General features: G+C 57.5%; 20 protein-coding genes. 17 read left to right on the forward strand and 3 right to left on the reverse strand.

What is annotated here, in order from left to right; translation table 11 throughout:
* Positions 1-8 precede the first annotated feature (8 nt).
* From R3F64_RS00800 to lpxC, 12 genes are all read left to right on the forward strand, one after another.
* Positions 9-1,493, forward strand: a complete 1,485-nt coding sequence (locus R3F64_RS00800) for a UDP-N-acetylmuramoyl-L-alanyl-D-glutamate--2,6-diaminopimelate ligase (RefSeq protein ID WP_264823284.1) — start codon at positions 9-11, stop codon at positions 1,491-1,493.
* Positions 1,494-2,852: a UDP-N-acetylmuramoyl-tripeptide--D-alanyl-D-alanine ligase gene (locus R3F64_RS00805; RefSeq protein WP_332609189.1), complete on the forward strand. Its 1,359-nt coding sequence runs from the start codon at positions 1,494-1,496 to the stop codon at positions 2,850-2,852.
* 9 nt (positions 2,853-2,861) lie between these two features.
* Complete coding sequence (gene mraY / locus R3F64_RS00810) at positions 2,862-3,944, forward strand: phospho-N-acetylmuramoyl-pentapeptide-transferase (protein WP_085918013.1); 1,083 nt, start codon at positions 2,862-2,864, stop codon at positions 3,942-3,944.
* Between the two features lie 56 nt (positions 3,945-4,000).
* Positions 4,001-5,389 (forward strand): UDP-N-acetylmuramoyl-L-alanine--D-glutamate ligase, encoded by a 1,389-nt coding sequence (gene murD, locus R3F64_RS00815; RefSeq protein WP_085918014.1) that lies wholly within the window; start codon positions 4,001-4,003, stop codon positions 5,387-5,389.
* Positions 5,386-6,567: a putative lipid II flippase FtsW gene (gene ftsW, locus R3F64_RS00820; protein ID WP_085918015.1), complete on the forward strand. Its 1,182-nt coding sequence runs from the start codon at positions 5,386-5,388 to the stop codon at positions 6,565-6,567. The genes murD and ftsW overlap by 4 nt, the downstream gene beginning before the upstream one ends.
* A 20-nt stretch (positions 6,568-6,587) precedes the next feature.
* Positions 6,588-7,682 carry an undecaprenyldiphospho-muramoylpentapeptide beta-N-acetylglucosaminyltransferase gene (murG, locus tag R3F64_RS00825; RefSeq protein WP_268901478.1) on the forward strand — a complete coding sequence of 365 codons (1,095 nt, stop codon included), beginning with the start codon at positions 6,588-6,590 and terminating at the stop codon, positions 7,680-7,682.
* A 53-nt stretch (positions 7,683-7,735) separates the two neighbouring features.
* The gene (gene murC / locus R3F64_RS00830; RefSeq protein WP_199285464.1) at positions 7,736-9,145 is read left to right on the forward strand and encodes a UDP-N-acetylmuramate--L-alanine ligase; all 1,410 of its coding nucleotides are present in this window, start codon (positions 7,736-7,738) and stop codon (positions 9,143-9,145) included.
* Positions 9,142-10,083, forward strand: coding sequence for a D-alanine--D-alanine ligase (locus tag R3F64_RS00835; RefSeq protein WP_332609193.1), 942 nt, complete (start codon positions 9,142-9,144; stop codon positions 10,081-10,083). Before murC ends, R3F64_RS00835 begins: the two co-directional genes overlap by 4 nt.
* Positions 10,080-10,793 carry a cell division protein FtsQ/DivIB gene (locus R3F64_RS00840; protein ID WP_085918018.1) on the forward strand — a complete coding sequence of 238 codons (714 nt, stop codon included), beginning with the start codon at positions 10,080-10,082 and terminating at the stop codon, positions 10,791-10,793. Before R3F64_RS00835 ends, R3F64_RS00840 begins: the two co-directional genes overlap by 4 nt.
* A gap of 299 nt (positions 10,794-11,092) precedes the next feature.
* Positions 11,093-12,382, forward strand: coding sequence for a cell division protein FtsA (ftsA, locus tag R3F64_RS00845; RefSeq protein WP_066321059.1), 1,290 nt, complete (start codon positions 11,093-11,095; stop codon positions 12,380-12,382).
* Positions 12,383-12,416: 34 nt separating this feature from the next.
* Entirely contained in the window at positions 12,417-13,589 is a 1,173-nt protein-coding gene (gene ftsZ / locus R3F64_RS00850) for a cell division protein FtsZ (RefSeq protein ID WP_085918019.1), read from the forward strand.
* Positions 13,590-13,725: 136 nt separating this feature from the next.
* Complete coding sequence (gene lpxC, locus R3F64_RS00855; RefSeq protein WP_253021803.1) at positions 13,726-14,637, forward strand: UDP-3-O-acyl-N-acetylglucosamine deacetylase; 912 nt, start codon at positions 13,726-13,728, stop codon at positions 14,635-14,637.
* 68 nt (positions 14,638-14,705) lie between these two features.
* Here the strand turns inward: lpxC and R3F64_RS00860 are convergent, their stop codons facing one another.
* Positions 14,706-15,191, reverse strand: coding sequence for a DUF721 domain-containing protein (locus tag R3F64_RS00860; RefSeq protein ID WP_085918021.1), 486 nt, complete (start codon positions 15,189-15,191; stop codon positions 14,706-14,708).
* 157 nt (positions 15,192-15,348) lie between these two features.
* On the opposite strand from R3F64_RS00860, the gene R3F64_RS00865 reads away from it, so the two are divergent.
* From R3F64_RS00865 to R3F64_RS00880, 4 genes are all read left to right on the forward strand, one after another.
* Positions 15,349-15,711, forward strand: coding sequence for a hypothetical protein (locus R3F64_RS00865; protein WP_332609200.1), 363 nt, complete (start codon positions 15,349-15,351; stop codon positions 15,709-15,711).
* Positions 15,712-15,785: 74 nt separating this feature from the next.
* Positions 15,786-18,527 carry a preprotein translocase subunit SecA gene (secA, locus tag R3F64_RS00870; protein ID WP_264823279.1) on the forward strand — a complete coding sequence of 914 codons (2,742 nt, stop codon included), beginning with the start codon at positions 15,786-15,788 and terminating at the stop codon, positions 18,525-18,527.
* Positions 18,528-18,556: 29 nt separating this feature from the next.
* The gene (argJ, locus tag R3F64_RS00875; protein ID WP_332609204.1) at positions 18,557-19,786 is read left to right on the forward strand and encodes a bifunctional glutamate N-acetyltransferase/amino-acid acetyltransferase ArgJ; all 1,230 of its coding nucleotides are present in this window, start codon (positions 18,557-18,559) and stop codon (positions 19,784-19,786) included.
* A 100-nt stretch (positions 19,787-19,886) separates the two neighbouring features.
* Entirely contained in the window at positions 19,887-20,843 is a 957-nt protein-coding gene (locus R3F64_RS00880; RefSeq protein WP_233337222.1) for a Nudix family hydrolase, read from the forward strand.
* Between the two features lie 82 nt (positions 20,844-20,925).
* On the opposite strand, the gene R3F64_RS00885 is transcribed toward R3F64_RS00880, so the two are convergent.
* Both R3F64_RS00885 and R3F64_RS00890 read right to left on the reverse strand, forming a co-directional pair.
* On the reverse strand, positions 20,926-21,828 hold the full coding sequence (locus R3F64_RS00885; protein WP_332609207.1) for a carbon-nitrogen hydrolase: 903 nt from the start codon (positions 21,826-21,828) through the stop codon (positions 20,926-20,928).
* A complete protein-coding gene (locus tag R3F64_RS00890) occupies positions 21,825-22,901 on the reverse strand; it encodes an agmatine deiminase family protein (RefSeq protein WP_332609208.1) in 1,077 nt (358 codons plus the stop codon). Before R3F64_RS00890 ends, R3F64_RS00885 begins: the two co-directional genes overlap by 4 nt.
* Before the next feature lie 205 nt (positions 22,902-23,106).
* Between R3F64_RS00890 and R3F64_RS00895 the strand changes: the two genes are divergently transcribed.
* Positions 23,107-24,348, forward strand: coding sequence for a lipoprotein-releasing ABC transporter permease subunit (locus tag R3F64_RS00895; protein ID WP_332609210.1), 1,242 nt, complete (start codon positions 23,107-23,109; stop codon positions 24,346-24,348).
* The last annotated feature ends 3 nt before the right edge of the window (positions 24,349-24,351 follow it).

Genomic DNA, 24,351 nt, shown 5'->3' on the forward strand with positions numbered 1-24,351 from the left:
GAGATTGCATGACGCTCAGCCCGAATGAGGTGATACAAGCGCTCACCAAGGTGTGGCCAGCCGGTGGGCTGCCCGCCTCGCTGCCATCGTTGTCCGACAATATCAATATTACCAGCGATTCTCGCCAGATCGGCCCTGGCGATATTTTTGTGGCCGTTCCAGGTGGACGGCTAGACGGTCGCGATTTTATTGATAGCGCCCTTGAAGCAGGTGCGGGCCTGGTGCTTGCACATGCAAGCGATGGTGAGATCACGCTCAATGGCCGTGTTCTGCAGTTACCTTATCTGACGCGACGGCTTGGGGAGCTTGGGCGCGCGCTTTTTCAATTGCCTCAAGGCCCTGAAGTCATCGGGGTCACGGGAACTAATGGGAAAAGCTCGGTGACGCACTACATTGCCGCGTTAAGCGATGCACTGGGTACACCGGCTGGCGTCATCGGCACCTTGGGCGTAGGCCGGTTGGGCGCGCTGAGCGATACCGGGCTGACAACGCCCGGCGCACTTGCCATGCATGCGGCGCTGGGCGGGTTGGCTCGTCAAGGTGTCAAGCGTGTGGCGCTGGAAGTGTCATCCCATGCCCTTGATCAATCGCGGCTGGATAGCGTTGATATCACGACCGGCGTGTTCACCAATTTGAGCCGTGATCATCTGGATTATCACGGCAGTATGGCTGCCTATGCGGCTGCCAAGGCCAAGTTATTCAGACGTACTGAGCTTGCCCTTGCCGTGATGAACGGTGATGACCCGCTCGTTCGTCTGATGTTGGCCGGCTGCGATAGCCATGTGCGCGTCCTGGCGACAGGCACAGAAGAGGCCGTCACGCTGCGCGTGGTGGGCTGGAATCCGCATAGTGAAGGCCAGCAGGCACTGATCGCCACGCCGGATGGTGAAAAAACACTGTCGCTGTCACTGATGGGTCGCTTTAATCTGGATAACGTGCTGCTGGCCATGGCAACGCTATACGGTTTGGGCGAGTCACTGGATTCACTGTTTGAGGCGGCAGAGTCGCTTAGCCCGGTACCAGGACGCATGGAGTGCTACCGCCAGGCAGGCTCTCCCAGTGTGGTGATCGATTATGCCCATACGCCGGATGCGCTTGATAATGCACTGCGCGCCCTTGATGGGCATGCGGGCAAATTATGGTGCGTGTTCGGCTGTGGCGGTGAACGTGATACCGGCAAGCGCGCCGAGATGGCGCGTGTGGCAGAAGCGCATGCGGATGGCGTGATCGTGACCGATGATAATCCCCGGGGTGAGTCTGCCGACAGTATACGCGCCGACATTCTGGCAGGCTTCACTCAGAAGGCTCAGCCGTTGGAAATAGCCGAGCGAGGCGAGGCGATTGCTTATGCGGTCCGTCACGCCAACCCTGATGATGTCATTCTGGTGGCGGGTAAAGGTCACGAGCCCTATCAGGAAATCAAAGGGGTGCGCTACCCCTACCATGATGGTGAGGCCGTACAGTCCGCACTGGCCGCTCGGGAGGCGCTCTAGATGGACTGGACCCTCGGTCACGTGGCGGCGGCGCTCGCTGTTGAAGTGCCGCCATCCTTGGCGGACATGCCCATCAGTACTGTTGTCACCGATACACGCAAGATGGTGGCGGGAGGGCTCTTTGTCGCCCTCAATGGGCCACGGTTTGACGGTCATGATCTATTGGCCGAGGCACAGCAGGCGGGCGCGGCTGCGGCTGTGGTGCAAACGCCAGTGAAGAGTCCGCTGCCACAATTGGTGTGTCCTGATACCCGTCTGGGGTTGGGGCTGCTGTCAGCCGCCGCGCGCGAAGCCTGGCAAGGCCCGCTGGTAGCGGTGACCGGCAACAGCGGCAAAACGACGGTAAAAGACATGACGGCCGCCTTGCTGGCACCGCTGGGCGCGGTTCATTCCACCCAGGGGAACCTCAACAATGACATTGGGGCGCCGTTAACCTTGCTGGCGTTGACGCCAGGGCACCAGGCGGCGGTAGTCGAGTTGGGGGCCAATCATCTGGGGGAAATTGCCTGGACGACGCGTCTGGCTCGGCCTCAGGTCGCCGTTATTACCAATGTGACCGGTGCTCATGTCGGCGAGTTCGGCGGTATGGGGCAGATTGCCCAGGCCAAGGGCGAAGTGCTGAGCGGTTTGGCGGACGATGGCGTGGCGGTTCTAAATCGCGACGATCACTATTATGCCTACTGGGCGGCCTGTGCTGCGCCGCGTCGTGTCATCAGCTTCAGCATCAAGGCACCGGCCGATATCTGGGCCGAAGCGCTTTCCTGTGACTCCCAAGGGCGTTATGCTTTCACGCTTAACTATCAAGGCCAATCCCTTGGGCGGGTGCATTTACCGCTGCTGGGCAAGCATAATGTGAGTAATGCGCTTGCGGCGGCGGCGGCGGCGCTCTCCCTGGGCGTGTCGTCGGCGCAGGTGATCGAGCGTCTGGCGTGCTTGTCCGCACTGCCTAACCGGCTGGGTGTGCTACCCGGCTTACGTGGTGCAAACGTGCTTGATGATAGCTATAACGCCAACCCTGGCGCTGTAAAAGCCGCGCTGGATACGTTGATGAGCCTTCCTGGGCCACGTTGGTGTGCCTTGGGGGCAATGGGGGAACTGGGTAGCGACTCCAACGCTTTTCATGCTGATATCGGCCGGTATGCGGCCCAGTTGGGTGTTGATCTTCTGTTAACGCTGGGGGAAGTGGCCAAGCCGGCCAGCGATGCCTTTGATGGTGGGTTGAATTTTAATGATCACGCGACGCTTGTGCGTCATCTTCATAATACGTTGCCGCCCAATGCCAGCCTGCTGGTAAAAGGGTCGCGCAGCGCAGGCATGGAACAAGTTGTCACCGCCCTGCGCACGGATAAGATAAGGTAAACGCCGTTCATGTTACTTCACTTGGCGAATTTTCTGTCGCAGTATCAATCTGCCTTTCAAGTCTTTAACTATTTAACCTTACGGGTGATTTTAGCCGCCCTGACAGCCTTGTTTCTGTGCTTATGGCTAGGGCCCTGGGTGATAAGGCGGCTGGTCGAAGGGCAAATTGGCCAGGCCGTGCGTGATGACGGTCCGCAATCACACCTCTCAAAAGCCGGCACGCCGACCATGGGAGGGGCGATGATTCTGATGGCCATGGCCATCAGCACCTTGATGTGGGGGGACCTGACCAATCACTACGTATGGGTCGTGCTAGGCGTGACACTGGGGTTTGGCGCGATTGGCTGGATAGATGATTACCGCAAGGTGGTCGAGAAAAATCCTCGGGGTTTACCGGCACGCTGGAAATATTTCTGGCAATCAGTGGTCGGCTTGAGTGCGGCACTGATTCTTTACTTTACCGCAGCCTCGGCGGTCGAGACCAGCTTGTTGATACCGACGTTGAAAGACGTCGCGATTCCTCTGGGTGTTTTTTATATCCTGCTAACCTATCTGGTGATTGTCGGTAGCTCCAATGCCGTCAACCTGACCGATGGCCTGGATGGCCTGGCTATCATGCCGACGGTGCTGGTGGCGATGGGGCTGGCGATTTTTGCCTATGCCAGCGGCAACGCACTTTTCGCTGATTATCTGCATATCCCGTTTATTCTGGGCACCGGAGAGCTGGCTGTTTTTTGCGCCACGATAGCGGGCGCTGGATTGGGTTTTCTTTGGTTCAATACCTACCCTGCACAAGTCTTTATGGGCGACGTGGGAGCGCTCGCACTGGGCGCTGCGCTTGGCGTCGTCGCCGTTATTGTCCGCCAGGAAATCGTGTTGTTCATCATGGGCGGTATTTTCGTTCTGGAGACCGTCTCGGTCATTTTGCAGGTTGGTTCCTACAAGCTTACTGGACGCCGGATTTTCCGAATGGCGCCTCTACATCACCACTATGAGCTGAAAGGCTGGCCAGAGCCGCGGGTGATCGTGCGCTTCTGGATCATTACCGTGGTACTGGTGTTGCTGGGTCTAGCCACGCTGAAAGTCCGTTAAGTTTTTTCATTTTCAATGCGGCCGGGCCAGACATGGGTCGGTGTGAGGGAGCCGGGATGGTTCATGTTCCACCAGGAATAACGCTCGTCGTGGGGCTGGGAATCTCGGGGCGGGCGATATGTCGCCACTTGGCGCGACAGGGCGTGTCGTTCATGGTGGCGGACACCCGCGAGGAACCACCTGAAATGGCTGCGTTCCACAGCGCCCATCCTGACGTGGTCGTTCATTGCGGCCCCCTCGAGGTCCTGGATATTGACGCGGTGGAAGAAGTCGTGGTGAGCCCGGGTGTCGACCCCCATCATCCGACCTTAGCGCCGCTGGCGGCGCAGATGAACCCCCGTACTGGCGAGCCCCGGCTGGTCGGCGAAATGGCCCTTTTTGTGCGTGCAGCATCTGCCCCCATTGCCGCGATTACCGGCTCGAATGCCAAGTCAAGCGTGACAACCCTGCTCGGGCAGATGGCCCAGGTGTCAGGTGTCAACGCCGCTGTTGGCGGTAATCTCGGCACCCCGGCACTGGATCTATTGGCGCAACAGCCTGACGCTGAGCTATTCATCCTTGAGCTTTCCAGTTTTCAGCTCGAAACCACCCCCCGCCTTGGGGCGGCGGTAGCCGCCTTTTTAAATTTATCGGAAGATCACCTGGACCGACATGGCGATATGCAAGGCTATTGTCGTGCCAAGCAAGCCATTTTTCACGGTGCCCAGCATGCTGTTGTCAATGCCGATGATCCCATGACGTTTCCCAACGAGCCGGTTGCCACGCTGACTCGCTTTGGCAATCAGGCGCCAGGCAGTCGTGATTTTGGGTTGGCGATAGAGCAGGGGCAGTTAACCCTGATGAAGGGGAAAGCGCCTTGGCTTGCCGCCGATCAATTGGCGATGGTAGGCCAGCATCATTACGTTAACGGGTTGGCCGCCCTGGCCATGGGGGACGCATTGGGGTTTGATCAAACGGCCATGTGCGAGGCATTAAAGGGCTTTAAGGGATTGCCCCATCGCAGCGAGCTAATCGTTGAACTCGACGGCGTTAAATGGGTGAACGATAGCAAGGGTACCAATGTGGGAGCGACCCTTGCGGCCATTGAAGGCATTAGCGCCAGCTTAACAGGTCGGTTGATATTGCTGGCAGGCGGGGTGGGGAAGGGGGCCGATTTTTCTCCCCTGGCGGCGCCATTAAGCGCCAGCGCACGCTGCGTTATCTTGTTCGGCCAAGATGCATTGCGGCTGGATGAGGCGTTGGCTGACCACGTCGAGACGCGTCTGGTGGAAGGGCTGGAGCATGCCATGCAAGAAGCATATGCGCTTGCGAAACCCGGTGATTGTGTGCTGCTGTCGCCGGCCTGTGCGAGTCTGGACCAATTCGTCAATTACCAGGCAAGAGGCGATGCCTTTCGTCAATGGGTAGAGCAAAAGGCACGATTCTCCAGCGAGGCAACGTCATGAAGCGATTCCAGGATCTACGCCAAAAACTGTCTACCCAAGGGGCGCCCTGTGACGTCTGGTTGATCGTGGTGGCGGTGGCGCTAGCGGGTTTCGGCTGGGTGATGGTGAGTTCGGCCTCTATCGGGTTGGTCGATGACAGCTATCACTATGCACAGCAGCATGGTGTGTTCTTGCTGCTCGGCATAGCGGCATGCCTGGTGATGTTGTGTCTTCCGCTGGAGGTCTGGCGTCAAAACGCCAGTCTGATTCTGCTTGTCAATATTTTCCTTCTGACACTGGTTCTGTTCATCGGTCAGGAAATCAACGGCAGCAAACGCTGGATTGCACTGCCCGGCCCATTGCCTAGCCTGCAGGTATCCGAGCTCGCCAAGATTGGCTTGATTCTTTATATGGCAGCTTTCATGTCACGCTTTGCTTACGACCTCAGACGCAAGCCATTCAGCATATGGCGGCCACTGGCCGTATTGGCCGTGCCGGCCGGGCTGTTATTTTTAGCGCCCGATTTTGGCGGTATGGTGGTATTTGCAGCGTGCGTGATTGGTATGCTGATGATGGCGGGGGCGTCGCTAACTTTATTGATTGGTAGTGGCAGCCTGTTGGCGACGGGTGCGGTGATGATGGTGGCGCTTGAACCCTACCGGCTGGCTCGCTGGACCAGTTTTTTGGACCCATGGGCCGATCAGTTCGCGACGGGGTATCAGCTGACCCAGGCACTGATTGCCTTTGGCCGTGGTCATGTCACCGGTACCGGGCTTGGCAACAGCGTGCAGAAGTTGCATTACCTCCCCGAGGCGCATACCGATTTTATTTTTGCAGTGGTCGCCGAAGAGTTGGGGATGTTGGGCGCCATCACAGTGGTGGTGTTATTTACGCTGTTGATTGCCCGGGCCATGTTGGTAGGGCGTCGAGCTGAGCTGTCAGGGCATCTGTTTGGCGCTTATGTCAGCTATGGTATTGGTTTCATCATTGCGGCTCAGGCGTTTATCAACATGGCGGTAAGCTCTGGGCTGCTGCCAACCAAAGGATTGACGCTGCCACTGATGAGCTATGGCGGTTCCAGCTTGCTGGTGACCGGCGTCATGATCGGTTTGTTGTTGCGCACCGATGTGGAAACGCGCCAACAGCCAAAACGTGCCTCGACGCCCTATCGCCCGCGTCGTGAACCACGCCTCTCATAATCAAGCTTAAGGAGTTGCCTGTGACACAGCCAGCGCGCCGAGCGCTCATCATGGCAGGAGGAACCGGGGGCCACGTGATGCCTGCTTTATCGTTGGCGCGCGCTCTGATGGCTCAGGGTGTCGAAGTTGAGTGGCTGGGTAGTCCGAAAGGCATTGAAAACCGGCTGGTGCCCGACGCGGGTATCACTCTGCATACCATTGCTATTTCAGGGCTGCGCGGTAATGGTCTGACAGGCTGGCTGAAGGCACCTTTGAACCTGAGCCGCGCGGTACGTCAGTCCCGCCGTGTCATGGCAGCATTCAAACCTCAGGTTGTGGTTGGGTTGGGTGGTTTTGCCAGTGGTCCTGGCGGCCTGGCCGCCAGGACATTGGGCATTCCGCTGGTGATTCATGAGCAGAACGCGGTGGCGGGATTGACGAACAGGGTGTTGTCGCGCCTGGCTACCCGCACCTATGCGGCTTTTCCGCAGGCCTTTGGCCAACGGGCGGAAGTGATTGGCAATCCGGTCCGCGAGGATATTGCCTCCTTGGGCGATCATCCGCGCGATTCGGCGACCATGACAGACCGTCCTCTACGCCTGTTGGTCGTCGGTGGTTCACTGGGCGCTGTTGCCCTTAACGAGCGACTGCCCGGAGCGATCGCCCGTCTGGCGGCTGCGCAGCGGCCGGCTATATGGCATCAGGCCGGCAAGGCGCGTGATGCTGATACCGCGGCTCTGTATGCCGAGCAGGACGTCGAGGCGCGTGTAGAACCATTTATTGATGACATGGCGGCGGCTTATGACTGGGCCGATCTAGTGGTTTGCCGTGCCGGGGCATTGACCGTTGCGGAGCTGGCGGCAGCGGCCAAGCCAGCCTTGCTGGTGCCTTTCCCTTTCGCGGTAGATGATCACCAACGCGTCAATGCCCAGGTGCTTGTCGAGGCAAAGGCGGCACTGTGCATCGTTCAGTCCGAGCTGACCGCCGAGCGCCTTAGCCATGAATTGGCAAATTTATTAACGCCTGACACCCTGGCGGCGATGGCCGCTAATGCACGCCAGGCTGCCTACTTGGAAGCAACCCAGCGCCTGGCCGACGGGTGTCTGGCTGTGATACCGCAAGGAGAGACTGTGTGACCCACTCTGTAACCAAGGCGGCATCAGCAACGACCGCCCCCACTGGTCGCGGCATGCGCCGCATTCGGCGCATTCATTTTGTTGGCATCGGCGGTGCAGGTATGTGCGGCATCGCGGAGGTGCTAGCCAACCAGGGCTACGCTGTCAGCGGCAGCGATTTGAAACCTTCGCCGGTTACCGAGCGTTTGAGCCAGTGTGGTGTCAGTATATCGATCGGTCACGCTGAGGCACACGTGTCGGGGGCGGATGTCGTGGTGGTATCGAGCGCCATCGATCCGACGAATCCAGAAATTCGCTGGGCCAACGATCATCGCGTACCGGTGGTGCGCCGCGCTGAAATGCTCGCCGAACTGATGCGCTTTCGCCACGGCATCGCGGTGGCCGGTACCCATGGCAAAACCACGACCACCAGTTTGACGGCAACGATACTGGCCGAGGGCGGCCTTGACCCGACGTTTGTGATTGGTGGCAAGCTGACCAGCGCGGGTGCCAATGCAAGGCTGGGTGAGGGTGATTATCTGGTGGCCGAGGCCGATGAATCCGATGCGTCATTTCTGCACCTGCAGCCCATGGTCTCCATCGTTACCAATATCGATGCCGACCACATGGCAACTTACGGTGGTGACTTCTCGCGTCTTAAAAGCACGTTTGTCGAATTTCTTCATAATCTGCCTTTCTACGGGCTGGCGGTGCTTTGCACGGACGATGCCAATGTGCGCGAGCTCTGTGACCAGGTGAAACGTCAGTTCGTCACCTACGGGTTCGACGCGGATGCCGACTACCGAATCACCGATTTTGAGCAGCAAGGGGGCGAGGTATCGTTTACCGCATTGCGTCCAGGTGATGCCGACCCGCTACCCATACGACTGGCCATGCCGGGACGTCACAACGCATTGAACGCGATGGCGGCCATCGTGGTGGCCACCGATGCGGGTGTCAGTGATGAGGCGATCACGCGCGCCCTGGCGAGCTTTGCTGGGGTAGGGCGCCGCTTTCAGGTGCATGGCCATTACCCCAGCCCGACGGGCGGTGACGTCATGCTGGTGGATGATTATGGTCATCATCCTCGGGAAGTGGATATGGTCATTCAGGCGGTTCGGGCGGGGTGGCCTGAGCGGCGTCTGGTGATGCTTTATCAGCCGCATCGTTATAGCCGGACGCGCGATTTATACGAGGATTTTGTCCGGGTGCTCTCCCAGGTGGACACGCTCGTGCTGTTGGACGTTTATAGCGCTGGTGAAGCGGTGATTCCCGGGGCAGAAGGCCGTACGCTGGCGGGTTCGATTCGTCAGCGTGGCGAGGTCGATCCGCTATTTGTCGAGCATAAACACGAATTGCCTAACCTGCTAAGTCACGTGCTGCGCCCCGGCGACATTTTGATTACCCAGGGCGCCGGGGATGTCGGCGGTATCTCGCTGCGCCTGGCGCAAGCCCAGTTGGCGTTAAATGAGGTAGACCTGTGAGCGGACTCAACTCTGAACCCCTATCGCTTGAGCGTGTTGTCGTCATCTATGGCGGTCAGTCTGCCGAGCGTGAAGTGTCATTGAAGAGCGGCGCCGCGATTATTGCGGCGCTGGAGCGTCAGGGCGTTAATGTCCAGGGTTACGACCCGCGCGAGGGCGGGTTGGTCGGTCTGGAAAAGCTGGCGCCAACCGCCGTTTTTGTCGCGCTGCACGGCCGTGGCGGGGAAGACGGTACGCTGCAAGGGGCGCTTGAGCTATTGGGCATTCCCTATACGGGCAGTGGTGTCCTGGCGTCGGCATTGGGTATGGATAAGCAACGAACCAAGCAGGTTTGGCATGCGCTGGCGTTGCCAACGCCGGAAAGCATCATGCTGCATGCAGACTCTGACTGGGCTGGGGTTGTCGCGCAGCTTGGCTTGCCGCTGATCGTCAAACCCGTCCACGAGGGTTCGACGCTTGGCATCAACATTGTCGACGATCAGGTAGCCCTGGAAGCCGCCTATCATGATGCCGCCCGTTTCGACGCGCGGGTCATGGCAGAGCGATTCATCCAAGGCGATGAATACACGGTGAGTCTGTTAGACGATCAGGTGCTCCCCGCCATTCGCGTTGAAGTGCCGGGTGGCTTTTACGACTATGAAGCCAAATATTTAACCGATACGACGCAATATCATCTGCCGTGCGGTCTGTCGCAAGAGGACGAGTCTGCGCTGGCAGCGCTCTGCCAACAGGCATTTGCCGCCGTGGGTGGGCAGGGTTGGGGGCGCGTTGACGTGATGCGTGACAGTGAAGGGCGCTTTTGGTTACTCGAAGTCAATACCGTGCCCGGGATGACCGACCACAGCCTTGTGCCCCAATCGGCTGCCCATGCCGGTATGGATTTTGATCAGTTGGTGATGCGTATCCTGCAAACGGCCGGTCACAAGAGCGCCTCATGAAAAAACGCCAGGCCTGGTTGGGTGCTTTGATGTTGGGTCTGCTGTTGGTGGCAGGTGGACAGGCGCTATGGCTGTGGCTTGATCGCCCCATTGAGCGTGTCTCTATTCGGGGCGACTGGGACTACGTCGATGCTGATTATCTACGGACCCAGTTGGCACCTGTCGTTGAGGACACTCAGTGGTTATCTGCTGATCTGGGGGCGTTAAGGCAACAGGCATTGCGCATAGGTTGGTTGAATGAAGTGCGCATAACACGTGAATGGCCCAATGCGCTGGTATTTGAGCTGATTGAACAAACCCCGGTGGCCCGCTGGAATGACGACTTTCTGCTTAACGCAGAAGGCGAAGCTTTTGCATTCGCCCCGATGGAAGCGCCCAAGGGCTTGCCCGATATGGCAGGCCCCGCTGGTAGCAGTAAAGAAGTGTTGGATTATTACCACCAATTAACCCCGCATTTCGCAGGGCTGAATCTACGGTTAACGCAGTTACGATTAGAGCCGCGTGGCGCTTGGCGGTTACAGTTAAATGATAGCACCTGGGTAATGTTGGGGCGTCGTCAACATCAAGTGCGGCTGGCGCGTTTAAGCGCTTCCTGGCAGCGGGAATTGAGTCGTTTAAGCGAACGCATCCGTTATATCGATTTACGCTACCCCAATGGGGTGGCGGTGGCTTGGCACGGAGAAAGTGAATTTGATGTGCAAGAAGAGTAACGCGTCGATGAAACATCGTTTAACGGTGTAAAGTAAGCAGTCGCTGTCGATGAAAACCGCGCGAATGGGGTTTTATTTCGCTTTGATGGCGACTATTGTGATAATTGACTAGTCGTAATGCGCTGATTGTTTCTATACTATGAGCCAATCGTGAATTATAAATGTTAATATTGCCGATTAAGTTAGCTCACTGCTCAGCATCGCAAAGACACAAGTTGGCACTCTTATTAACTAGTGCCCAAGTAGAATTGAACGTTAATTGTTTTTTTATTTAAGGCGACAAGGAGATTTCCCGACTCATGGCAGGCTCACCCAACGCATCCAACATGGTGGTCGGGCTGGACATTGGAACGTCCAAGGTCGTCGCGATCGTCGGTCAGCCGACCGACGACGGTGGAATTGAAATTGCAGGTATTGGCTCGCATCCTTCGCGGGGCATGAAGCGCGGCGTGGTTATTAATATTGAGTCGACCGTGCAATCAATCCAGCGCGCCGTTGAAGAAGCCGAACTGATGGCAGGCTGCGACATTCATTCTGTCTATGTCGGCGTGGCTGGCAGCCACATCAAATCGATGAATTCCGATGGTGTGGTGGCCATCAAAGAGCGTGAAGTGACGCCCTCGGATATCGAACGAGTGATTGACTCGGCGCGCGCGCGCGCTGTTTCAGAAGGGCAGCGCGTTCTGCATGTGCTGCCCCAGGAGTTTTCAATCGACGCTCAAGGCGGTATTCGCGAGCCCTTGGGTATGTCGGGGGTTCGCCTTGAGGCGCAGGTTCATTTGGTAACCGCCGCCCTCAATGCGGTACAGAACATTGAAAAGTGTGTACGCCGCTGTGGTCTGGATGTAGATGCCATTATCCTCGAGCAACTGGCGTCCAGCATGGCCGTGCTGACCGAGGACGAACGCGAGCTGGGTGTCTGCATGGTCGATATCGGTGGAGGAACGACCGATATGGCGATTTTCACCGAAGGTGCTATTCGCCATACGGCGGTGATTCCTATTGCCGGCGATCAGGTCACCAACGATATTGCGATGGCGTTGCGGACCCCGACACAGCACGCTGAAGAGATCAAGGTAAAGTACGCTTGCGCGCTGACTCAGTTAGCGGCAAGCGACGAAATGATCAAGGTACCTAGCGTAGGTGACAGGCCGGCTCGGGACCTTTCCCGGCAAGCCCTGGCCGAAGTAGTGGAGCCACGCTATGAGGAACTGTTTACGCTGGTCAGAGACGAGCTGCGTCGCAGCGGCTATGAGGACATGGTCGCTGCCGGTATTGTGCTGACGGGCGGTACGTCACGTATGGAAGGCGTGGGCGAGCTGGCTGAAGAGATTTTTCATATGCCCGTTCGCATTGCGTGTCCACAAAATGTCAAAGGGTTGTCAGACGTAGTACGCAACCCTATCTATGCAACGGGTGTGGGTTTACTGCATTATGCACTGCAGGAATCCCGCCATGGGCATGGTCGAGAAAGTCAACGGGGAGTCATCCCTGTGCACAAGGGGCGTACTGACGTCTCCCGGCGTGACGTCAAGGATGGCAGTGCAGCGCTGGCAAGAATCAAAGGCTGGTTCAAAGGAAATTTCTGACAGGGCCGCAAGCGCGGTTCAGGAGACGGGGCTTATGTTCGAATTGGTAGATAGCGCACCCTCGAGCAGTGCGGTCATCAAAGTGGTTGGCGTTGGCGGCGGTGGTGGCAACGCAGTTAACCACATGGTCGAAAGCAACATCGAAGGCGTCGAGTTCATCTGCGCCAACACCGATGCTCAGGCATTAAAGCGGGTATCCGCTAAGACGGTTCTGCAGCTTGGGGGTGAAATCACCAAAGGCCTGGGTGCGGGAGCTAATCCGGATGTCGGCCGTCAGGCGGCGATGGAAGATCGTGAGCGTATCGCTGAGCTTCTCAATGGCGCTGACATGGTCTTTATCACCGCTGGTATGGGCGGTGGTACAGGTACCGGTGGTGCGCCTGTCGTCGCGCAGGTGGCCAAGGAATTGGGTATCCTGACGGTGGCGGTGGTGACGCGCCCCTTCCCCTTTGAAGGGCCCAAGCGGATGCGCGCGGCAGAAGAGGGCATGAAAGAGCTCTCGGAGCATGTGGATTCGTTGATCACCATTCCCAACGAAAAGCTGCTCTCTGTTCTAGGCAAAAATGCCACCTTGTTGACCGCCTTTAGCGCAGCCAACGATGTGCTGCTGGGGGCTGTCCAGGGCATTGCCGAGCTGATTACGAGCCCGGGCATTATCAACGTCGACTTTGCCGACGTGCGCACGGTGATGTCCGAGATGGGCATGGCGATGATGGGCACCGGCGGTGCGACAGGTGAAAACCGCGCCCGCGAAGCCGCTGAAAAGGCTATCCGCAGCCCGCTGCTGGAAGATATCGATCTGCACGGCGCCCGCGGCATTCTGGTCAATATCACGGCAGGTCCTGATCTATCGATTGGCGAATTCAACGACGTGGGCGCCACGGTTCAGGAATTTGCCTCCCAGGAAGCGACGATCGTCGTGGGAACTTCCATTGATATGGAAATGTCAGACGAGCTGCGTGTAACGGTGGTGGCGGCAGGCCTGGATGGTGGTCAGCCTAAAGCGGCTACCCGCGAGCCGGCTCGCCGGACGGCGGAAACCTCTGCAGATTACCGCAAGCTGCAACAGCCGACGGTAATGCGCCAGCAGGCAAGCAGCCGTGCCGAAGCTGCCGAAAGCACACCTGCACGCCCTGAAAAGCGTCGCGCTGCGGATGCTGACGACTACCTGGACATCCCCGCGTTTCTTCGCCGCCAAGCGGATTGATACAAGCTATCAGGTTCATGCTACCGCCAAACGAGAGTTTTATTGGTCAAAACTCTCGTTTGCTGTTAAAGTGAACACTGTTTGATAACTTTCATCCCTTGCGGTTATCCCCGTTATTAGAGTTCGACCACTGCCCATGATCAGACAACGCACCTTACAAAATATCATTCGTGCCACCGGAGTGGGTTTACACTCGGGTAAAAAAGTTCATCTGGCTTTGCGTCCGGCGCCCGCTAATACGGGGATTGTGTTTGTCAGAACGGACCTGGAGCCAATGGCCCAGGTGCCTGCCCGCGCAGCGTTGGTTGAAGATACCAAGCTGTGTACTGCACTCAGCTATCAGGGTGTCAAAGTCGCGACTGTCGAGCATTTGATGTCGGCGTTTGCTGGATTGGGCATCGATAATGCGTATGTCGATGTTAGCGCCCCAGAAGTGCCTATCATGGATGGCAGTGCAAGCCCGTTTGTCTTCCTGATTCAATCGGCGGGTATTCTGGAGCAGGAAGCAGCCAAGAAATTTATTCGTATCAAGCGTCCGATCAGCGTGACAGAAGACGATAAAGAAGCGACCTTCCTGCCGCATCAGGGGTTCAAGGTTTCTTTTGCCATCGACTTTGATCACCCGGTGTTCGACCAGCAAAAGCAAACGGCACTGATCGACTTTTCGACGACCTCCTTCGTTAAAGAAGTCTCCCGTGCGCGTACCTTCGGGTTTATGCGCGATCTCGAATTCTTGCGCTCGAACAACCTGGCATTAGGTGGAAGCCTGGATAATGCCATCGTTGTCGATGACTATCGAATCGTCAATGAGGGCGGGTTGCGCTACGAAGACGAGTTCGTCAAGCACAAGGTGCTGGATGCCATTGGTGATCTGTACCAGCTAGGTCATAGCCTGATTGGCGAGTTCCGCGGCGTAAAGTCGGGTCACGCATTGAACAATCAATTATGTCGCGAGTTACTGGCTCAGCCCGATGCCTATGAAATTGTCACCTTTGAAGAAGAGCAGGCCGTGGCGCCGATTTCCTACTCGGCACCTGCCATGGCGTAGTCAGTCTTGTTCGCCTGATTGACTGCTCGAAAAACGCACCGCCATGGCGGTGCGTTTTGTTTTGTGGGTCAGTCTTCATGGCTGGGTTCGTTGCTGGCTTCATCCGGTGCGTGGGAGGCCAGTCGTTCCAAGGCCCGCTTGAGGGCAGGGTGGTCGGTGTCTTCGGCACATTGGCTGAGCGTATTGCCGGCTGAACGCGACAGAGAGCGGGTATTGCGTAAAGGTGGCTGGATGGTCCTTACAGGACGCACCTTGAAGGTAAATCCGGTGACGCCCTCGAATCCCGGCAACTGATGAATAAGGCTTAGCAAGCGGTCCTGTTCGTAGCGCAGCCAAGTTAGCCATTGGGCCTGGCCGCTAATCAATGTCAAGCGTCCGTCTCGGAATCCGCCAACATAAATATGCTCACGCATTGCCTCGGGCAAGTGGGCCTGCAAATGCCGTTGTGCCTGATCAATAAGTGCTGAGAGGCGCATAAGCTTGCCGATATCGCCCGACTTGCCCATCAGACGGCTGATGGGCTGGGCCTGAGATCGCTTAACCTTTATACTCATACGCTTGATTCCTAAGGTATCGCTTATTGCCCTATGCATGGGGACTTTACCTTTACATAGGTGCCTTATGTAGATGCTTTCTGGCAAAGGTGATGTCGGGCACACGTCAGGTTGCCCGATCCTTAAAGCCTAACACGCTCAGGAGTTTGTCCACAGCATGTCGCAAGCGTTGAACATTGCCTCGGTATTGCCTCGGCGTCAGCGTCGCCATAGTCTGGCGCGCTGGTGGCTGGCAGGCCTGTTGGTCGGCTGTTTATTGCCGACTAACCTGACCTATGCAGAAGCGCTGCGGGGTGGTGAGCGCAGCGTCGTGGCGTGTATTTGGGTGCCTGCCGTCTTGCGCGCACGGACACGCTTGATGGCAACCCGGCGTCACGCTATGCGGCGCTTCTGGGTCGTGTTGAAGCCCTTAACATCACCTAGACCTTTCGCATTCAAGCGGTTTGTTAGTGTGCTAGTGGCCGCACATGATGTGTTCAGCCGTCGTGGCCCCCCTCAGAATTCCCCGTTTTACCGCTGAAAAATCAGTCAACCTTCTTCATTTATGGAACGGGGTGGCCCTGTCAAGGGCGCTCGCGGTTAGTTGGAAACTACATGATCAATAATTTATTACGTAAGGTCGTCGGTTCAAAAAATGACCGTGATGTGAAACGCATGCTCAAAAGCGTGCAGCACGTTAATGCGTTGGAAAGTGAGTTCGAGGCATTAAGCGATGCTGAACTGCAGGGCACAACGGCGACACTGCGTCAGCGACTGGCGGACGGTGAGTCGCTGGACAGCTTAATGCCGCAAGCCTTCGCGATGGTCCGTGAAGCCAGCAAACGCGTCATGGGGATGCGTCACTTTGATGTGCAGATGGTCGGCGGGATCACCCTGCATCGCGGCCGTATCGCCGAAATGAAAACCGGCGAGGGTAAGACCCTGGTGGCGACCCTCGCCGTTTACTTGAATGCGCTACCGGCGAAAGGCGTTCACGTCGTGACAGTGAATGATTACCTGGCCCGCCGTGACGCTGAATGGATGCGCCCGCTTTATGAGTTTTTAGGGCTCACTGTCGGGGTTATTTTCAGTGGTCAGACCAGCGCTGAAAAGCGTCATGCGTATCACTGTGATATTACCTACGGCACTAACAACGAATTTGGCTTTGACTATCTGCGCGATAACATGGCCTTTTCGCTTGAAGATAAAGTCCAGCGTGACTTGCACTACGCGATTGTCGATGAGGTGGATTCGATCCTGATCGATGAAGCCCGTACGCCGCTGATTATTTCAGGCGCTGTCGACGAGAATACCGACCTTTACAAAGTGGTTGATCGCCTGTCGCAGCAGTTGGAAAAAGGCGAAAAGTCCGAGGACGACGAAACGCCGGTCACGGGGGATTTCGTCCTCGAGGAAAAGCAAAAACAGGTCGAGCTGACCGAGCAGGGCCACAACAAGGTCGAAGCGCTCATGCGTGAGGAGGGGCTGCTGGGGGAAGATGACTCCCTCTACGCGGCTCAAAACCTCAACCTGCTCCAGCACATGCACTCGGCGTTGCGGGCTCGTCATCTTTACCATCTCGACGTGGACTATATGGTCGCCGACGATCAGGTGGTGATCGTTGACGAACACACCGGCCGTTCCATGCCGGGGCGGCGTTGGTCCGAGGGTCTGCACCAGGCTGTCGAAGCGAAAGAAGGCGTCACGGTTCAGCGCGAGAGCCAGACCCTGGCCTCGACCACCTTTCAGAACTACTTCCGCCTCTACGACAAGCTCGCCGGTATGACCGGGACGGCCGATACCGAGGCCTTTGAATTCCGCCAGATTTATGGGCTTGATGTGGTGGTGATTCCCACCAATCGGCCGTTGACGCGTAAAGACCTCAATGACCTGGTCTACCTGAGCGCGGAAGAGAAGTACGAAGCCATCATTCAGGATGTCAAGGTGCAGACCGAGGCGGGTCGCCCTGTGCTGGTGGGTACGGCCTCCATCGAAACCTCCGAATACATTGCGCACCTGATGCGCGAGGCCAAACTCGCGTTCAACGTTCTCAATGCCAAGCAACACCAAAGTGAAGCCGAGATCATTGCCCAGGCGGGGCGTCCTGGGGCGGTAACGATCGCCACCAACATGGCGGGCCGGGGTACCGATATCGTGCTGGGTGGTAACTGGGAAGCTGAAGTGGCCAAACTGCAGCAGCCCAGCCAGGCGCAGATTGATGCCCTGAAAGCAGAATGGCAGGAGCGTCACGACGCCGTTCTGGAAGCCGGCGGTTTGCACGTGATCGGCTCCGAGCGCCACGAGTCGCGGCGAATTGATAATCAGCTGCGCGGCCGTGCCGGGCGCCAGGGTGACCCAGGGTCCACCCGTTTCTTCCTGTCCCTCGAAGACAGTTTGATGCGACTGTTCGGCTCTGACCGCGTCAAGCGTCTGATGCAGGCGATGGGCCTGGAGCGTGGCGAAGCCATCGAGCACAAGATGGTCTCCAATGCCGTTGAGCGAGCGCAGAAAAAAGTCGAGGGGCGCAACTTCGACATTCGTAAACAGCTCCTTGAATACGATGATGTGGCCAACGACCAGCGTCGGGTCATTTATCAGCAGCGTAACGATATCCTGGCGGCGGATAACGTGGCAGACGCTGTTGCGGGTATCCATGAAGAAGTCATGGAAGACGCCATCAGCGACTTTGTTCCGCCGCAAAGCCTGGCGGAGCAATGGGACCTGCCGGGCCTGGAAGCGCACCTGAAAACCGAGTTCAACCTGGATGCGCCGGTGGTCGAATGGGCAGAAGCGGATCAACGCTTCAACGAAGAGAAGCTGCGTGAACGCCTGCACACCATGCACCGCGAAGCCTACGCTGCGAAAATCGACGCCGCCGGTGAAGCGCTTATTCGCCGGTTTGAAAAGCAGGTGATGCTGCAGGTTCTCGATACCCGTTGGAAAGAGCACCTGCAATCCATGGACCACCTGCGTCGCGGTATTCACCTGCGTGGCTATGCGCAGAAAAATCCCAAGCAGGAATACAAGCGTGAAGCGTTTGAGCTTTTTCAGCAATTGCTGACTAACATCAAGGCAGACGTGACGCGGATTCTCAGCCATGTACAGGTGCGCCAGCCGGAAGAAGTGGAAGCCCTCGAGCAGAAGCGTCGTGAAGCGCTGGAACGTGAAAAAGCCACTGCCGCCAGTCGCCATGATGACCCGGACTCTGCCGCGGCCGGGGATACCGACGCGCCTAAAGAGGCGCCTGGCGCCGACGGCCGTCCCGTTCGTCGCGAGGGCCCCAAGGTGGGGCGCAATGACCCCTGTCCTTGCGGATCAGGCAAAAAGTATAAGCAGTGTTGCGGTAAACTCGATTAAGTGCAAAAGCCACGTTTAAGGAGAACTACATGGCGGTAGGATCGATGCCTTTCCCTTCTATGCCGACCCTTGACGGGGTGCGTTTGGGTTCGGCCATGGCCGGGATAAAAAAGCCAGACCGCCGTGATGTCGTGGTTATTGAGTTGCCCGAGACCTCGACGGTGGCGGGGGTGTTTACCCGTAATGCCTTCTGCGCCGCTCCGGTTAAAGTGGCAAAGGAGCATCTTCAGCGTAGCGCTGAAAACGGTCAAGCCCCTCGTTTCTGGTTGATCAATACGGGCAATGCCAATGCAGGCACCGGCGACACAGGCCTTAAGGACGCTCAGAACAGCTGCACGTCAGTTGCTGAGCAGGTGGGTGCCAATCCTTATGCCGTGCTGCCGTTTTCCACGGGCGTGATCGGCGAGCCAATGCCCATGGCACGCTTTCTGGACGGCATTCCTGTGGCGCTTGGCGATTTGGCAAGCGATGGTCAAGCTTGGCAAAACGCGGCTGAAGGTATTTTGACCACCGATACACGTCCCAAGGGGGCGAGCGTGACCTTGGCGATCGGAAACCGGGAGGTTGTCATCAACGGGATCGCCAAGGGCTCGGGCATGATCAAGCCTAACATGGCCACCATGTTGGGCTTTGTAGTGACGGATGCGGGAATCGATCAGGCATTGCTGGATCGCTTGCTGCGCGAAACGGTCGACCGCTCGTTCAACTGTATTACCGTTGACAGCGATACCTCGACCAATGACGCCTGCATGCTGGCGGCAACCGGCACGGGGGTGCGTATTGAAAGCGATGCGCATATCGAGATATTCCGCAACGGCTTGCAGCGGGTAATGACGGAATTGGCGCAGTCCATTATTCGCGATGGTGAAGGTGCGACCAAGTTTGTCACCTTGCAGGTCGAGCAGGCGCGTAGCCGCCAGGAAGCGCTTGATGTGGCCTTTACCGTTGCCCACTCTCCGTTGGTCAAGACGGCACTCTATGCGTCCGATGCCAACTGGGGACGTATTCTTGCCGCCGTTGGTCGTGCGCCAGTCGATGCGTTTGACGTTGAAAAGGTCATCATCGAGCTTGGCGATGTGCGCCTGGTGGAAAACGGCGGTCGAGCGGCGGGGTATACGGAAGAAGCCGGTAGCCAGGTGATGGCCAACGATGAGATTACCATCCGCATTTGTCTTGGGCGGGGTGACGATAGTGCCACAGTGTGGACGTCGGATCTCTCCCATGACTATGTATCGATCAACGCTGATTATCGTAGCTAAGCGACAAACTATCGTCGCTCCCTCGACGTCAATAGATCTTAACGTAGCGATATAACACCACTATCGCTCAGCGGGTGTGCACACAGTGGATAGAGATGCAATGAATATCATGGTTAAACGACGGGTTCATGTGGCAGCCGCTGCCATTATCAGTGCTGACAAGCAGCAGGTGTTAATTGCCAGGCGGCCTTCGAATGTTGATCACGGCGGGTTATGGGAGTTTCCCGGCGGCAAGCTGGCCCCCTACGAAACCGGGTTGGAAGGCTTGAAGCGGGAGTTACACGAAGAGCTGGGTGTCGAAATTGTCAATGCGCAACCATTAATCCGAGTGCATCATGAGTATTCGGATAAGCATATACTGCTCGATGTCTGGCAGGTGCATGCCTTTGCCGGTGAACCTTTCGGTCGCGAAGGCCAGGCCGTTCGCTGGGTCCCCATGGAGGAACTGGTGAACTACCCGTTCCCGGCGGCAAATTTGCCTATCTTGCGGGCTGTCATGTTGCCGACTGAATACCTGATTACCGGTGAAGAAGCCGATGAAGCCCGTTTTGAGGCGTCACTCACCCGGGCGTTGAGCGAAGATGGTATTCGCCTGGTGCAGCTACGTGCCAAGCAGTTAACGCCGGAGGCCTATGTGGCAAGGGCTGAGCGTGCACTCGCCCTTTGCCATGAGGTCGGTGCTCGCTTGCTGCTCAATGGCGATCCGTCGCTGCTCGATCAGGTGGATGCCGACGGTATTCACCTGACCAGCGAGCGTCTAATGCAGCTTGAACGTCGGCCAATTGCGGAAAATAAATGGCTATCGGCGTCGACCCATGACCCCAAGCAGTTGGAACAGGCTGCCTCGCTAGGCTGTGACTTTGTCTCGCTATCGCCGTTGCGCACCACGCCGTCGCACCCCGACGTAGCCCCCATCGGCTGGCATGATTTTCAGCAGTGGGTGGAGCACGCCGGCATGCCGGTCTTTGCGTTGGGCGGCATGACGCGTTTTGATGCCAATCACGCCCGGGCCGTTGGTGCCCAGGGAATTGCCTCCATCCGCGATTTCTGGAAGTAAGGAAGTAAGCAGGGCATGAAAAACGCCTGTCTGGTTAATCCCAGGCAGGCGTTTTGCTTAACAATAGAAGAGCATCAGGCGCCTAGTCCCTGAAGCGTCGGGTCAGCTCGCCATACGCATCGATACGGCGGTCACGCAGGTAAGGCCAGATACGCCGCGTGTTCTCGCTGCGTGCCATATCGACCTCCACGACCAGCTGTTCTGTCGTCTCTCCCGCGCTCGCCAGCAGTTCACCCTGCGGGCCACAGACAAAACTGCCTCCCCAAAACTGGATGCCCGCACCCACGGTAGACGGGTCTGCCTCAAAGCCAACGCGGTTGGCGACGACCACGGGTAATCCATTGGCGACACCGTGAGCGCGCTGGATGAGCGTCCAGGCGTTATGCTGACGGGCCTTCTCGGCATCGTCGTCGTTGGGATCCCAGCCGATGGCGGTGGGGTAGAGAAGCAACTCGGCGCCGGCAAGAGCCATCAGTCGCGCGGCTTCGGGGTACCACTGGTCCCAGCAGACGAGCACGCCCAGGCGGCCGAGCGACGTATCGATGGGAGTGAACCCCTCATTGCGCGCGGCGTCGTGATCGCCTGGGGTGAAATAGAATTTCTCGTAAAACCCGGGGTCGTCGGGGATATGCATCTTGCGATAGTGCCCCACGCGGCCCTTGGCGCGGTCATATACCACCGCGGTATTGTGATAAAGACCGGGCGCCCGGCGCTCGAACAGGGAGCCGACGAGTACGATGTCCAGTTCCTGGGCCAATTCAGCGAGCCGTTGGCCCGTGGGTCCGTCCAGCGGCTCGGCCAGGTCGAACACCGCAGGGTCTTCGTACTGGCAGAAATAGTGCGTGGCATGCAATTCCTGGAGCAATACCAGCTGAGCCCCTTGCTGCACAGCGTTGCGAATGCCCGCTTCACTGGCATCCAGGCTTTGGGTTTTATCGGGCCAGGCTTGCTGTTGGACGATGCCAACGGTGACGGGGCTTTTCATGATGATTCCTCAGCGGTCTGATGAGCAGTGGCGAGCGTGCCTCTGGGGAGCTGCATGGTTAAACAATGCAGGCTGCCGTGTTGGCGAATGACGTGACTGCACTCAATGGGAATAAGCGTATGTTCGGGAAAGGCGACCGCCAGAGCGTTCAGCGCGATAACGTCGGCGGGGTCCCCGTAGGTGGGTACCAGTACAGCGCCATTGATGATCAAAAAATTGGCGTAAGTGGCTGGCAAGCGGCGACCATCTTCGGGTGCATAGCAGGCCTGAGGCCAGGGCAGCGGAATTAGCCGATAGGGCTCGCCATTACGCTGCCGAAACGCCTGCAGCTCCTGCTCCATCGCTTGCAGGGCTGGGTAGTGAGGATCCGTCGGGTCGTCACAGCGCACATAGGCGATTGTCGTCGGGTTGCAAAAACGCGCCAGGGTATCAATGTGGCTATCCGTGTCGTCGCCTTCCAGATGGCCATGGGCCAACCACAGCACGCGATCTATCCCTAAGTCTTTCTCAAGCTGTTGTTCCAGTTGATGCCGCGTCATCTGCGGGTTGCGATTGGGATTAAGCAGGCAGGCCTCGGTGGTGAGCAAGGTGCCGTCGCCGTCCGTCTCAATCGCGCCTCCTTCCAACACTAGCTCGCGGCGGCTTACACAGCAGTTCCAAACGCCTTCCTCGGCAAGCCGGTGGGTCAACTGGTTATCGCGGTCAGCAGGAAATTTACCGCCCCAGCCGGTAAAGGTGTAATCCAGCAGTTGCAACGCCCCCGTTTCATCGGCGACGGTAATCGGCCCGTGATCGCGTGCCCAGGTGTCGTTGCTGGGCGCGACGCACAACAGTAACTGACCTTCGGGTACCCCGTAGGCGTCGAATGTCGCTGCCAGGCGTGTGCGCGTGGCATTGTCAGGCACGCTGATGAGCACTCTTTGATAGCGGCTCACGGCGACGACAATACGCTCAAGTGTGCCTTCAATGCCACCCAGGAGCGCCTGCCAGTCGCCCTCCGGGCGTGGCCAGGTGAGTTGAATGCCATCTTGAGGATGCCACTCGGGTAATAAACGGTAGGTCGAAGTGATCAACGTAAAGCCGCTCGCAGCGAAGTTAAAAGAGAGCGCGCCTGGCGCCAGTCGAATCGGCGCAATGTAGGGGCTGGCGCGAAAAGTTGCAAGTATAGAGAATCATGAGGGAACGCTGGCGGCTGATGTGCCTCTAAAGCCCGCTTATACATATGCAGCGATGCTAAAAAAACCGTACCATGAGCGCTGACTTATAAGGAATGACGCCATGCTTGATCGTTTGCCTTTTTTGGTGGGGCTGCGCTACGTGCGCGCTAAACGCCGAAACCATTTTATTTCGTTTATATCGCTGACCTCCATGCTGGGACTGATGCTGGGCGTGGCGGTACTGATTCTCGTTCTGTCGGTAATGAACGGGTTTGACCATGAGCTGCGTACCCGAATTCTGGGCATGGTGCCGCATGCCAAAATCGAAGCCCGTGATGGCATGGTGGAGTGGCAGTCGCTGGCCGAAAGGATTATGCAGCGTGACCGCGTTGAGGGGGTCGCCCCCTATGTCGAACAGCAGGGCATGTTCTCGGTTGGCGGCAACAATGAAGGCGCCATGGTCAACGGTATCCACCCCGACTGGGAAGATAAGGTATCGATTATTGGCGACCACATGCAACGAGGTGAGTTAAGTGACCTGGTGCCGGGCGAATGGAACGTGGTGCTGGGGTCGATGTTGGCCCGACGCCTGGGCGTCGGTGTGGGTGATCGAGTGACCTTGCTGGTTCCTGAGGCCTCGATTACCCCGGCGGGCGTATTTCCGCGTCTCAAACGCTTCACCGTGAGCGGTATCTTTAGCGTTGGCGCTGAGCTTGACGCTAACTTAGCTTACGCTAATATCGAGGACATGCAGACGCTTGGTCGTCTTGGTGATGCGATCGGGGGGCTGCGTCTTGAGCTGGACGACCTGTTTGTCGCCGGTAGCGAAACACAGGCTATCCTCAATGAACTGGGTCCCGGCTATCGAGGCAGCGACTGGACCTATTCACAGGGCAATCTTTTCCAGGCAATCCAGATGGAAAAACGCATGATTGCGCTGTTGTTGACGGTCATCATTGCGGTCGCCGCCTTTAATATTGTGTCAACCCTGGTCATGGTCGTCACCGACAAGCGGGCTGACATCGCCATACTGCGAACCATTGGTGCCACGCCGCGTTCGATCATGGGCATTTTTATCGTGCAGGGGTTGGCTATCGGCTTGATCGGGATTGCCGTGGGCGTCGCTGTCGGTGTGTTGCTCGCCTTGACGATTTCCGATCTGATCGGCTGGGTCGAGGGTTTCTTGAATATTAAATTCCTCGACGCAGGGGTCTACTTCATCAGTGATTTGCCGTCGCGTTTACACTTTGAAGATGTTCGAAACATTGTGCTGGCTGCCTTTGGGTTGACGTTCTTATCAACGTTATACCCGGCTTGGCGAGCCGCTAGTGTCCAGCCTGCGGATGTGCTGCGCTATGAATAAGGA

The sequence above is a fragment of the Halomonas sp. 5021 genome (assembly GCF_036663435.1).
In the GTDB taxonomy this organism is placed as follows: domain Bacteria; phylum Pseudomonadota; class Gammaproteobacteria; order Pseudomonadales; family Halomonadaceae; genus Vreelandella; species Vreelandella janggokensis.